At 65.2% G+C, this 11,997-nt stretch carries 13 protein-coding genes; 4 read left to right on the top strand and 9 right to left on the bottom strand.

The window, feature by feature from the left end:
* Nucleotides 1-45: 45 nt before the first annotated feature.
* Nucleotides 46-1,242 (bottom strand): serine hydrolase domain-containing protein, encoded by a 1,197-nt coding sequence (locus DK847_RS19535; protein WP_146256199.1) that lies wholly within the window; start codon nucleotides 1,240-1,242, stop codon nucleotides 46-48.
* 150 nt (nucleotides 1,243-1,392) lie between these two features.
* Between DK847_RS19535 and DK847_RS19530 the strand changes: the two genes are divergently transcribed.
* Nucleotides 1,393-2,091, top strand: coding sequence for a Crp/Fnr family transcriptional regulator (locus DK847_RS19530; protein ID WP_111200226.1), 699 nt, complete (start codon nucleotides 1,393-1,395; stop codon nucleotides 2,089-2,091).
* A gap of 4 nt (nucleotides 2,092-2,095) precedes the next feature.
* Here DK847_RS19530 and DK847_RS19525 read toward each other — a convergent pair whose 3' ends face one another.
* Nucleotides 2,096-2,308, bottom strand: coding sequence for a DUF1858 domain-containing protein (locus DK847_RS19525; protein ID WP_111200249.1), 213 nt, complete (start codon nucleotides 2,306-2,308; stop codon nucleotides 2,096-2,098).
* Nucleotides 2,309-2,476: 168 nt separating this feature from the next.
* On the opposite strand from DK847_RS19525, the gene DK847_RS19520 reads away from it, so the two are divergent.
* Both DK847_RS19520 and DK847_RS19515 read left to right on the top strand, forming a co-directional pair.
* Nucleotides 2,477-2,992 (top strand): hemerythrin domain-containing protein, encoded by a 516-nt coding sequence (locus tag DK847_RS19520; protein WP_111200225.1) that lies wholly within the window; start codon nucleotides 2,477-2,479, stop codon nucleotides 2,990-2,992.
* A gap of 17 nt (nucleotides 2,993-3,009) precedes the next feature.
* Nucleotides 3,010-4,203 carry an NnrS family protein gene (locus tag DK847_RS19515; RefSeq protein WP_111200224.1) on the top strand — a complete coding sequence of 398 codons (1,194 nt, stop codon included), beginning with the start codon at nucleotides 3,010-3,012 and terminating at the stop codon, nucleotides 4,201-4,203.
* Here the strand turns inward: DK847_RS19515 and DK847_RS19510 are convergent.
* The 7 genes from DK847_RS19510 to DK847_RS19480 form a co-directional block, all read right to left on the bottom strand.
* Nucleotides 4,200-5,153 carry an ABC transporter ATP-binding protein gene (locus DK847_RS19510; RefSeq protein ID WP_111200223.1) on the bottom strand — a complete coding sequence of 318 codons (954 nt, stop codon included), beginning with the start codon at nucleotides 5,151-5,153 and terminating at the stop codon, nucleotides 4,200-4,202. The genes DK847_RS19515 and DK847_RS19510 overlap by 4 nt on opposite strands.
* A complete protein-coding gene (locus DK847_RS19505) occupies nucleotides 5,150-6,121 on the bottom strand; it encodes an ABC transporter ATP-binding protein (RefSeq protein WP_111200222.1) in 972 nt (323 codons plus the stop codon). Before DK847_RS19505 ends, DK847_RS19510 begins: the two co-directional genes overlap by 4 nt.
* Nucleotides 6,118-7,065 carry an acetamidase/formamidase family protein gene (locus tag DK847_RS19500; protein WP_111200221.1) on the bottom strand — a complete coding sequence of 316 codons (948 nt, stop codon included), beginning with the start codon at nucleotides 7,063-7,065 and terminating at the stop codon, nucleotides 6,118-6,120. Before DK847_RS19500 ends, DK847_RS19505 begins: the two co-directional genes overlap by 4 nt.
* Nucleotides 7,066-7,127: 62 nt before the next feature.
* Nucleotides 7,128-8,744 (bottom strand): ABC transporter substrate-binding protein, encoded by a 1,617-nt coding sequence (locus tag DK847_RS19495; protein WP_111200220.1) that lies wholly within the window; start codon nucleotides 8,742-8,744, stop codon nucleotides 7,128-7,130.
* Nucleotides 8,745-8,787: 43 nt separating this feature from the next.
* Complete coding sequence (locus DK847_RS19490) at nucleotides 8,788-9,708, bottom strand: ABC transporter permease (protein ID WP_111200219.1); 921 nt, start codon at nucleotides 9,706-9,708, stop codon at nucleotides 8,788-8,790.
* Entirely contained in the window at nucleotides 9,708-10,559 is an 852-nt protein-coding gene (locus DK847_RS19485) for an ABC transporter permease (RefSeq protein WP_111200218.1), read from the bottom strand. Before DK847_RS19485 ends, DK847_RS19490 begins: the two co-directional genes overlap by 1 nt.
* Before the next feature lie 86 nt (nucleotides 10,560-10,645).
* On the bottom strand, nucleotides 10,646-11,182 hold the full coding sequence (locus tag DK847_RS19480; RefSeq protein ID WP_111200217.1) for an A24 family peptidase: 537 nt from the start codon (nucleotides 11,180-11,182) through the stop codon (nucleotides 10,646-10,648).
* A gap of 553 nt (nucleotides 11,183-11,735) precedes the next feature.
* On the opposite strand from DK847_RS19480, the gene DK847_RS19475 reads away from it, so the two are divergent.
* Nucleotides 11,736-11,933, top strand: a complete 198-nt coding sequence (locus DK847_RS19475; RefSeq protein ID WP_111200216.1) for a Flp family type IVb pilin — start codon at nucleotides 11,736-11,738, stop codon at nucleotides 11,931-11,933.
* The last annotated feature ends 64 nt before the right edge of the window (nucleotides 11,934-11,997 follow it).

Raw genomic sequence — 11,997 nt, 5'->3', positions numbered from 1 at the left:
GGACTATTGTCCAGCGCCACGGCAGCGGCAAGCGTGCCTGCAGGACTAGTCGGCCCCCTGGCCCTTCGCGATCTGCTGCAGGGCCTCTGCCGCGACCTCGTCCATCCAGCCCAGTTGCCCGCGCAGGTCGTCGAAGTCGATGAGCGACGAGACCAGCACATAGCCCATGTCATTGGCCGGGTTGTAGGCGAGGTCGGTGAGGAAACCCGGCGTGCCGCCATTGTGGCCATAGCCCAGATCGTAGGTGCCGGCCGACTTGGTGGAGAGGCCGAGCCCGTAATGCGAGTCCGGCAAAACCTCGGTCATGCGCGCGACCTGCGGCTTCGAGACGCCCGCCTCGCCGCGCACCAGCAGCCTGATCCAGCGCACCAGATCGGCCGGCGTGGTGAAGACGTTGCCGGAGCCGGGATCATAGGAATAATTATAGTCATCCATGGGAATGGCTTTTCCCTGCTCCAGCGAGAAGGCGCCGATGGCGGGCGGCGGCAGCTTCGAGGTATGGCCATCGATGATGAACTGCGTATCGTCCAACCCGTTGGGCGTCAGCAGTTCGGTGCGCTTGAACTGGTCGAGTGGTAGGCCTGAGACACGTTCAACGATTTCGCCGAGCAGCGTGTAGTGGGTGTCGGAATAGCCGTAGCCCGCACCCGGCGCGGCGTTCGACACCTGGGTTTCCGCCACCACGCCGATCAGCTCCGGCTTGGTGAAGCTGTGCTGCGCGTCCTGCTCCACCGCCCAGTCGACATAGCGCTTGCCGGCATAGGGCACGGGCTTGTCCGCCGGAATGTCCTGGTTGGCGAGGTCGAAGACGCCGGCACGGTGGCTGAGGAGCTGGCGGATGGTGATGTCTGCCTTGTGAGGGATGGCGAAGGCGGGTGTGTCCGGCAGGTAGGGTTCGCTCTTGCCCGGCATGGTGGCGGTCAGCACGTCATCGATCTTCAGCAGCCCGCGCTGGTCCAGCAGCATGATGGCCGCGGCGGTGAAGGTCTTGGTCGTGCTGGCGCCACGGAAATGGCTCTTCGCCGTGACGCCCTCCAGCGTCGTTGCGAAGAAATCGCCCCTCGGCGTGAGTGCCAGCAGCGTGAGGCCTCCGGGCTTGCCGCCGTAGCGCGCGGTCCAGCGCTCCGCCAGCAGCCGCGACAGCTCATCTGCGGCGGCGCCCATGGCCAGCGGAGCGGGCAGCACCGTCGCCGCAGCAAGGGCAAGAAGATGACGGCGTGTGAGGTGGGGAGCGTGATGCATGATGTGGCCTCCGGCAGGCGGCTGCGATTCTGCACGTTTGCGGCGAAGCGGCAATGGTACTCGTCACACGCGGCGGAAAGAGTTGAGGGAAGCGGCGCATCGCGCCTATTCTGCCGTCATGGTTCTGCTGCATCGCGCGCGGAGGTTGCCTTGCCTGCACTCGACAGATCGCTGATCGCCAGCCTTGACGCCTTCCAGGGCCTGACGCCGGAGCAGCAGCAGGACGTGCTGAGCGAGGCGCAGTCGGTGCGGTATGCCAAGGGCAGCGAAGTCTTCCAGCAGGATCGCGAGGCGGCGTTCTTCTATCTCCTGCTGCATGGCCACCTGCGTGTCTTCCGCCTGACGCCGGACGGCCAGCAGGTGGTGGTGCGTTATATTTCGCCGGGTGAAATCTTCGGGGTGGCAATGGCGCTGGGCCGTTCCACCTACCCTGCCACCGCCCTGGCCGTGGTGGACAGCGTGGCGCTCGTCTGGCCCAACGCCGTGTGGCCGCGCCTGTCGGAGCGCTATCCCGCCCTTCTCGCCAATACGCTGCGCACCGTGGGCAGCAGGCTTCAGGATGCGCAGACGCGCGTGGTCGAGATGTCCACCGAGCAGGTGGAGCGCCGTATTGCCCATGCGCTGTTGCGGCTGGCCCAGCAGTCCGGCCGCAAGGTCGAGGCGGGAATCCAGATCGACTTCCCGATCTCGCGCCAGGACGTGGCGGAGATGACGGGTGCGACGCTCCACACCGTGAGCCGCGTGCTGAGCGCCTGGGAGGAGCGCGGCCTCGTCGAGAGCGGGCGCCAGAAGATCACGCTCAGGGATCCGCACCGCATCTTCATGCTGGCCGAAGGCCACGGCGGCTGAGGCGCTAGGCGGCCTCGGCCGTGCGGATACGCAGGCCAGCGAGGAAGGCCTCGGCGTCCACATGGTGCTCGCGGCAGGCGTCGGCCACCGAGTGGAAGCAGGCGATCGGGCAGCCGGGGCAGTTCATGCGGTGGTCGAGGAAGGACCTGATGGTGGCGGGCCACCGGCGCATGATGCCATCCACCGGCGTGGCCAGCGTGATGTTCGGTTCCGTCATGTTCAACTCCATGGGCAGGCCGCCCGATGATGGTGTCTAGCGCCGAAGCCGGTCCGCGGCATTGCGCGACCGCAAACTCCGGGGCGGTCGTGGGCGGGTTTGCGCCAGCACAAACACCATTCCCGGCCCTTGCCCTAGTGAAGGGGCAGAGCAGCGCAGGAGCGACCCATGACCAGCCTCACCCCCCGTTCGGCCCATGCCATGAGCACCGATGACCTTCTCGCCCTCATCGCCGGGCGCTACCAGGCGGCGCACCGGCGGGTGCTGCCGGAGCTGATCGCGCTCGCACGCAAGGTCGAGCACGTGCACCACGACGTCCCGGCCGCCCCGCTTGGCCTCGCCGATGCACTGGAACACGTGGCGCTGGAACTCGACATGCACATGCAGGTCGAGGAGGCGGTCGTTTTCCGGGCAATGCAGCAGGAGATCGGCAGCGCGCTCGTCCATCCCATCGGCGTGATGCGGACCGAGCACCAGGATTATGCGGCGGAACTCGACAGGGTGCAGGAGCTCGCCCATGACTTCGTGCCGCCGGTGGCGGCCTGCGGATCCTGGCGGCGGCTCTACCAGGGCGTGGCGGAACTCTGCGCCGCGTTGCGTGAACAGATGCGGCTCGAGAACGAGGTCCTCTTTCCGCGCTTCGAACACGGCCCTGCGCCACGCTGCACCAGCGCCCAGGCGTGAGCCGGGGGTGAGTTGAGATGACGACATCGGCACAGCGCATACGGGCCTGGACCGGACCACAGATCCTCGGCTACGGCTTCCGGCCTTTCTTCCTCGGCGCGGCGCTGTTCGCCGCCTTGGCCATGCTGGCCTGGATCGGGGCGCTGTCCGGCCTCTGGTCCATCCCCTCGGCCTTTGGCGCCGTGGAGTGGCATGCGCATGAATTCCTGTGGGGCTATCTGAGCGCCGTGGTGGCGGGTTTCATGCTTACGGCCGTGCCGAACTGGACGGGGCGGCTGCCCATCACCGGCCTGCCGCTTGCCGTGCTGTGGTGCAGCTGGGCGGCGGGGCGCATCGCGGTGTTCCTTTCCGCCCATCTTCCGCCGTTGCCGACCGCCGCCATCGACCTCGGCTTTCTCGTGCTCCTGATCTTCATGCTGGGGCGTGAGATCGTGGCCGGCCGCAACTGGCGCAACCTCAAGGTTCTGCTGATGGTGGGCCTGCTCCTGGCCGGCAATGCCGTCTATCATGCGGAGATGATGAGCGGCGGAAGCGCGCATGACAGCCTCGGGCTGCGCATCGGCCTTGCCAGCGCCGTGCTGCTGATCGCGGTGATCGGCGGACGCATCATCCCCAGCTTCACCCGCAACTGGCTGGTGCGCCGTGCGCCCGGTGTGTTGCCGATGCCGTTCGACGGCGACGACAAGGTGATCATCGCCGTCACCGCCCTTGCCCTTCTGCTGTGGCTCGTCATGCCGCTTTCGATCGCCACGGCGCTGGCCATGCTGGCTGCTGGCATCGGCAATCTCTGGCGGTTGTCGCGCTGGGCCGGCTGGCGCAGCCTTGCCGAACCGCTGGTGGCCATCCTGCACCTGGCTTACCTTTTCCTGCCGCTCGGCTTCTTCGCCGTGGCAGCCTCCGTGCTGTTTCCGGAGGCCGTGCCGCAATCCGCGGGGCTCCATACCTGGACGGTGGGGGCGATCGTGCTGATGACCCTCGCCGTGATGACGCGCGCCAGCCTCGGCCACAGCGGCCTGCCGCTGCATGCCGACTGGCGGATCACGGGGATCTATGTGCTGGCGGCGACCGCGGCCCTGGCGCGGGTGGGAGCTGGACTGCTGCCGCAGGCGGACTGGCTCCTCCACCTCGCCGCCACCTGCTGGGTGCTGGCCTTCCTGCTCTTCGCCGTGGTCTATGCGCCGCTCTTCGTAAGGCGGCGGGCGCGACCTTAAGTCTCGCCCGCGAAATGGCAGCGCGCGCGGGATGCGCCTGCCGTGCGGAAGGCGGGTGGTTCCGTGCGGCAAATGTCCTGCGCGATGGGGCAGCGCGGGTGGAAGGGGCAGCCCGACGGAATGTTCTCGGGGTTGGGCGGGTCACCCGGCAGAAGCTGGTGTGACTTGCGCCTGGTGGGGTCGATTTCCGGAATGGCGGACATCAGCGCCTGCGTATAGGGGTGGCGCGGCGCGCCGAGCACGGCCTCGGCCGGACCTTCCTCGACGATGCGCCCCAGATACATCACCGCCACGCGGTCGCTCACATGCTGCACCACCGAGAGATCATGCGAGATGAAGATATAGGAGAGCCGCAGCCTGGACTTGAGGTCGTCGAGCAGGTTGAGGATCTGCGACTGGATCGACACGTCGAGGGCGGAGACCGGCTCGTCCAGAACCACCAGCTTCGGTTCAAGCGCGATGGCCCGCGCGATGCCGATGCGCTGGCGCTGGCCGCCCGAGAATTCATGCGGGTAGCGCGAGGCGGCGGATGGATCGAGACCGACGAGGTCGATCAGGTCCTTCACCTTTGCGGCCCGCTCCGCCTTCGTGCCGATGCCGTGGATGTCGAGCGGCTCCGCGATGATCTGGGCGATCGACATGCGCGGGTCGAGCGAGGCATAGGGGTCCTGGAACACGATCTGAATATCCCTGCGGCGCTGGCGCATGGCGCCCTTCGCAAGCGACAGCAGGTCCTCGCCCTCCAGCAGCACCTTGCCCTCGGATGGCTCGATCAGCCGCATCAGCATGCGGGCCAGCGTGGACTTGCCGCAGCCGGATTCACCGACGATGCCCAGCGTCTCGCCGGGGGCCAATGACAGGCTCACGTCGTTGACGGCGCGGACGAGGCCCTTGCCGTCCCGCGCGGGAAAGAATTTCGAGAGGCCCCGTGCTTCGAGCAGCGCCGTCATGGCATGGGGTTCCAGCAGGCGGCGGCATCATTGCCCTGCGGGATCAGCGGCGGCGCTTCGGCCCGGCAGCGCTCCAGCACATTGGGGCAGCGCGCGGCGAAGCTGCAGCCAGTTCCGCGCGCGCCGGGCGGTGGCACGAGTCCGGGGATCGAGGGCAGGCGCTCGCCCTTCTTCGCACGGCGCGGCGAGGAGTTCAGCAGGCCATGGGTGTAGGGATGATGCGGCCTGGCGAAGACATCCGCCGTGCGCCCGGTCTCGACGATGCGGCCGGCATACATGACGGCGATGGTCTCGCACATCTCGGCCACCATGCCGAGGTCATGGGTGATCAGCAGCACGGCGAGGCCCAGCTCCTTCTGCAGTGCCTTCAGGAGTTCCATGATCTGCGCCTGGATGGTTACGTCCAGCGCCGTGGTCGGCTCGTCGGCGATCAGCAGCTGCGGCTTGCAGATGATGGCGATCGCGATCATCACGCGCTGGCGCAGGCCGCCCGACAGCTCATGCGGATATTGCAGCAGCCGGCGTTCGGCATTGCCGATGCCGACCTGCTTCAGGACCTTGACCACCTCTTCATCTGCCTTTGCCCGCGTCATGCCACGATGCAGCATCAACGGCTCGGCGATCTGCTCGCCGATGCGGAGCGTGGGGTTCAGGCTGGTCATCGGTTCCTGGAACACCATGCCGATGCGGTCGCCGCGGATCTTCTGCATCTCGCGCTGCGAGGCGGTGGCGAGGTCCTTGCCCTCGAACAGGATGCGCCCTGCATCGATGCGCGAAGGGGGGCTCGGCAGCAGGCGCATGATGGTCTGCGCCGTGACGCTCTTGCCGCAGCCCGACTCGCCCACGAGGCCCAGCGTGTGGCCGGCCTTCAGTTCGAAGGAGACATCCTCGGTGACCCGGACGGGTCCCTGCTCCGTGTTGAAGCCGACCGTCAGGCCTTCGACGCGGAGCAGGGCGTGGTCGCTCATTCAAACACGACACGCGGGAAGTAGAAGGAGACGACCCAGTTCGGCATGTCCACCACCTCGCTGATGCGCAGGTCGCCGCAGACCGAGCACAGCATGTAGGCGTCGACCGCATTCATGTTGTAGCGCCTGGACAGGAGGTCGATCATCCCGGAGACGGCGGCCTTCGCCCCTTCCATCAGGTCCGGGCCGATGCCGGTGGTCACCTCGTATCCCTTCACGTCGAGATGGCGCGACACAGGCCCCGGCGTGGTGAAACGCGGGAAGGGCAGGTTGGCGTTCTTGACGAGTTCGAACTTCGCCTGCACCGAGCAGGGGCTTTCGATGGCGGTGCCGCAGACTTCGCCGTCACCCTGGCAAGCGTGCGTGTCGCCGACGCTGAACAGCCCGCCCGCCACTTCGACGGGGAGATAGAGCTCGGTGCCCGCCGCCATGTCGCGGATGTCCATGTTGCCACCCATGCGGCGCGGCGGCACGACGGAATGCTGCCCGGCCTCCGCCGGTGCGAGACCGATGGTGCCGCAGAAGGGCTTCAGCGGCACGCGGCCGCCGGGGCCGAACATGGCGGGCGCGAGGCTCGTTGCGTCATATTTCCAGATGTGGAGCGCGGGGTCCTTGAACTGGTCCGCCAGCAGGCCGAAGCCCGGGATGTTCGCCGTCCAGCCCCAGCCCGAGGGCGCGAAGTCGAGCAGCGTCACCTTGATGGCATCGCCGGGCTCAGCGCCCTCGATGTAGACGGGGCCCGCAACGGGGTTGACCTTGCCGAAGTCCAGCGCATTGAGATCGGCGAGCGTCGACCTGGCATTGAGCTGGCCGCCGGAGGAATCGACGGGGTGGAATTCCACCGTCTCGCCGGGGGCAATGCGGATGACCGGCGGGTTGTCGCGGTTCCAGCCGAAATGGCACTGGTGGTCGTGGATCGTGTGGTTGCAGACGTGCTTGTGCATGGTGCCCTCAATGACAATGCTCCCTTCCCGACAAGGAAGGGAGCATGTCCGGTTTGATCAGCCTACTGAGCGTCTTTGGCGTAGATGTAGTCGTAGTTCACCGGAATGTGGATCGGGTCGGTGAAGAGCGCCGGGTCGCCGCCCAGTCGCTCTGAGTGGTAGGTGAAGCGCTTCTCGTTGAAGATGGGCGCCCACGGCGCATCCTTCAGCACGTCGTCGAAGACGGCCTTCCACTCGGCGATGCGGGCGTCCTTCTGGTCGTCCTTCACCATGGCGTCGGCCTTGGTGGCGCGCTCGTCCAGTGCCTTGTTGCAGTAGCGCGACCAGTTCCAGCCGCCTTCCACCGCACCCGCGCAGCCAAGGATGCCGTAGTAGAAGTTGGCAGGATCCGGGAAGTCGGCGATCCAGGCCATGCCGCCCGACCAGATCATCGGCGCCTTGCCCGCACCACCGGCGGCGATGACTTCCGCCTGGGCCAGCGAGCGGATCTCGGCCTTGATGCCGACGGCCGCGAGGTCCTGCTGGATCGCCTGCGCGATGCGCGGGTTGGGATCGACGTTCATCACGTAGAGCTCGGTCGTGATCTCGCCCACGCCCGCTTCGGCGAGAAGCTTCTTGGCGCCTTCGGGATCATAGGCATAGCCCTTGTTGTCGGGGTTGTAGCCGGGCATGGCGGGCGGGAGTGCCTGGGAAGCCGGAGCCGCGCGGTTGTTGATGAGCCGCACGATGCGGTCCTTGTTGATCGCCATGTTCACCGCCTGGCGCACCTTCACGTTGTCGAAGGGCGGCTGGGTGACATTCATGGTGACGTAGCCGGTGTGCAGCTGGTCGCCCTCGGCGATCAGGTCCTTGTTGGCGGCGTCCGCCATCAGTTCGGCGAACTGCGCGGGCGGGATGCCGTCGCCCACGATGTCGATCTCGCCCTTCTTGAGGCGCAGCACCGCGACGGTGGGGTCCTGGCCGAACTCGAAGGTGATGCCATCGAGATAGGGCGTGTTCGCCTTGTAGTAGTCCTTGTTGCGCTCGAGCTTGATCGACTGGCCCGGCACCCATTCGACGAACTTGAAGGCGCCCGTGCCCACCGGCTTCTTGCCCCAGTCGGCACCCGCCTTCTCGACTTCCTCCTTCGGCACGACATAGCCGAAGTTGATGGCCATCAGGTGCAGGAAGGTGGCATCCGGCCGGGTGAGCTTGAAGATCACCGTCTTGTCGTCGGGCGTCTCGATCCCTGACAGCGTGGTGGCCTTGCCGCCCGCCACGTCGTCATAGCCGGCGATCATGCCGAAATAGCCGCCGCCCGGGCTCTGCGTCGCGGGGTTCACCGCGCGCTCGAAGGAATACTTGACGTCGGCGGAGGTCATCGGCCGGCCGTTGTGGAATTTGACACCGTCCCGCAGCTTGAAGGTGTAGGTGAGGCCGTCATCCGAGACGGTGTAGCTCTCGGCCAGGTCCGGCTCGAGCTCGGTGGTGCCGGGCTTGTAGTCCATCAGCCCGTCGAAGATCGACTTGATGACCGACCAGTTCTGCCAGTCATAGCCCACCTGCGGGTCCAGCGTGGTCAGGTCGTTGTTGAAGGTGATGGTGGCCTGGCCGCCCTGCTTGGGGGCGTCCGCCATGGCGAGCGGGGCGGCTGCCATGAGGGCAATGGCCGCAACGGCCGAAATCAGCAGTTTCTTCATCGAGCTTCTCCCTGTTTTGTTCTAATCGTTTGTGTACGTCATTTCAGCGCAAGCGGATGCGCGGGTCAATCAGCGGCGAGACGAGGTCGGCGATGAGGTTGCCGAGCACGATGAAGCAGGCCGCCACGATGGTGACGCCCATGATGACGGGAATGTCCAGCGACTGGATGGCCTGCCACATCAGCTGGCCGATGCCGGGCCAGCCGAAGACATTCTCCACCACCACCACGCCCGACATGAAGATGCCGACGTCGAGGCCGATCATCGCCACGATCGGCAGGATGGCGTTACGGAAGCCATGCTTCATGACCACCCGCCATTCGCTCATGCCCTTGGCGCGGGCCGTGCGGATATAGTCATTGCGCAAGACCTCGATCATCGAGGAGCGCATCATGCGCGAATACCAGCCGCCGCCGGCGAGACCCAGCGTGAGCGCTGGCAGCACGAGGTTCGAAAGCTTGCCGTAGCCGCCGAGCGGGAACCAGTTCCACAAGTAAGCGAAGAGATAGAGCAGGGTGAGCCCCAGCACGAATTGCGGAGTGGAGACGGAAAGGAAGGACAGCGTCATCGCCGCCTTGTCGCCGAAGCGGCCGCGGCGCGTGGCGGCATAGATGCCGGCGGGAATGCCGATCAGCAGTTCCGCGATGATGGCACCGAGCATGAGCAGCAGCGTGGGTGGCAGTCGCGAGGCGATGAGCGGCGCCACTTCCGACTTGCGCGCATAGGAGATGCCGAGATCGCCGGTGACAAGGCGGCCGAGGTAGCGCGCATATTGTTCTGGCACTGGCTTGTTCATGCCAAGCTGCTCGCGGATCTGCTCGCGCATCTGCGGGGTGGAGTTGCGGCCGGCGATCATCGCCACGGGATCGGCCGGGATCATGAAGGTGAGGCCGAAGGTGACGATCGAGACGCCAAGCAGGATCAGCACGGAGGCAGCGAGGCGCCTGGCGAGATAGCCCAGCATCAGCCCCTCCCGCGCTGGGTGGGGTCCAGCGCGTCGCGCAACCCGTCGCCCACCAGGTTGAATGCCAGCGCGAGAATGAGGATCGCGGCGCCGGGAATGAAGACGAGCCAGGGCGCGTTGAGGAAATAGGACTGGCTCTCGAAGATCATCATGCCCCAGGCAGGTGTCGGCGGCTGCACGCCGCGGCCGAGGAAGGAGAGCATCGCCTCCAGCAGCACCGTGGTGGCGATCCCGAGTGTGGCATAGACGATCACCGTCGGGATCAGGTGCGGCAGCAGGTGGCGCAGCAGGATGCGCGCGTTGCCCGCACCCAGCGCGCGCGCCGCCTCAATGTATTCACGCTCCGAGAGCGAGACCGTTTCGGTGTAGATCACGCGCGCGATCTGCACCCAGTTCACGAGCGCGATGACGAGGATGACGATGTTGAGGCCGGGCTTGAGGATGGCGGCGAGCGCGATCGCCAGCAACAGCGGCGGGAAGGCCATCATCAGGTCGGTGAGGCGCATGATGGCGGCCCCGGACCAGCCGCGCAGGTAGCCGGCGACGAGGCCAAGGGCGGTCCCCACCGCAACGGCGATCCCGTTGGCGACGATGCCGATCAACAGAGAGGTCTGGGCGCCATAGACGAGACGCGAGAACTGGTCACGGCCATTGGTGTCGGTGCCGAACCAGAAGCGCCAGCCGGGCGGCAGGGGCGAGCCTTCCAGGGTCAACCCGTCGAAGAACTGTTCAGAAGGATTGTAGGGTGCGATCACCGGGGCGAAGAGGGCGGCCGCGGCGAAGATGAAGATGACCACCAACCCCGCCAACGCCAGCCTGTCGCGGCGGAATCGCCTCCATGTGTCGCCCATCGGCCTGCCGGAACCCGCTCTTGCAATGAAGGCCGAAATCTATCGAGCAATTCCCGGCGTCTTGCAAGTACGGCAGCATTGCGCCCTCAGAGCTTGAAGATTTCGGGGATCATGATCAGTGCCGCCACGCCGATGGGGAAACCATAGGGCAGCTGGTTGTCCTCGAACTTGGCATAGAGGCGCTTCACGAAAGCCGGCAAGCCCCCGGCATGCACCAGGAACCCCCAGCTTGCCGAGATCTTCAGGATGAGCGCCATGATCAGCGCCAGGGCCGAAAGGATGACCATGAACTGGACGACGCCGACCGGCCCCATCCACAATGAGGTGGCAGCGAGGTACTTGGCGTCGCCACCGCCGATATAGCCACGCCGCCAGAAGATGATGGAGACGACGAGGACGGCGAAACCGATTGCAAAATTGTAGGCAGAAGCCGGCACCCGGAAGGACATGGTGGGCATGTAGGGCTCGGTCAGCCAGAGAAGGAAGGCGTGGATGCAGAACAGCAATACGAGCCCGTAGGATACCCAATTGGGGATCCGGAACGTGGACAGATCGCTCAAGGCGCCGAAAATGACGAGAAAGGCAAAGGCGAAGGGCAGAATGGAAATCACCGGCGCGAGCATGTCACCATCATCGTCTGACTGGGGTGGAACTAGCTAGCGGGTCTGGCCCGACTTCGCCAGTGACAGACGCAGCGGGACGTCGTGGCCCGGGATGTCGCACCCTCCAGGGTTGCATAAAACGCAGAAACAAATTCAAGGCATTTTCGCAAGTAATCCTATGCAAGCGCAGGATGCCCAATGTGATGGTTTTCCGGTGCTGCTTGGGCGGCGCGCCGTATTAATCATTTATTTGCATTATTTGCTTCGGAAAACCGAGAGATTACTCATTCGGCGCGCTCAGATTGTGAAGTAATCGGAAGTTCTTGTTGTCACGACTTGGTATTATTACTGACTATTGTGCCCGTTAACGATTTGCCCCGGCAATCTTCGGTAATTCGTTGATTGGACAAGGACCTAGGGGGGTGGTAGTCTAAACTCAGTAGAAACCCCGGTTTTCGCTTCGGCAATCGTTATTTGCCTCAGTGGAAACCGGGTCTACCAAGGGACTAACCCTTGATTGCGAGCTGAACTGCAACAAACTTGCGTATGTGAACCACTAGTAGGGACTGCAAAAATGAAATCGATTGTTTCTCTCTTCCGCGCCCTTCACGCTGATGAAAACGGCGCGGCCTTCATCGAATACACCGCGCTTCTCGGTGTTATTCTTGCCGTCGGTCTGGCCGTTCTCGCAGCGGTCGGTGGCTGGGCGACCGGTGTGTGGAACGCTCTCTGCAGCAATCTCTCCACGTCGACCGTCGGCTGCACGCCGTAAGCAAACGATTGCTAATAGCTGCCGCGATTCGGGTCGCGGCAGCTGTTTTGTACCGTCATTCCGC

It is taken from the genome of Aestuariivirga litoralis (assembly GCF_003234965.1).
Classification (GTDB): Bacteria; Pseudomonadota; Alphaproteobacteria; order Rhizobiales; family Aestuariivirgaceae; genus Aestuariivirga; species Aestuariivirga litoralis.
Note: the sequence above shows the minus strand (reverse complement) of the source record. Positions and strands in the feature narration are given on the sequence as shown.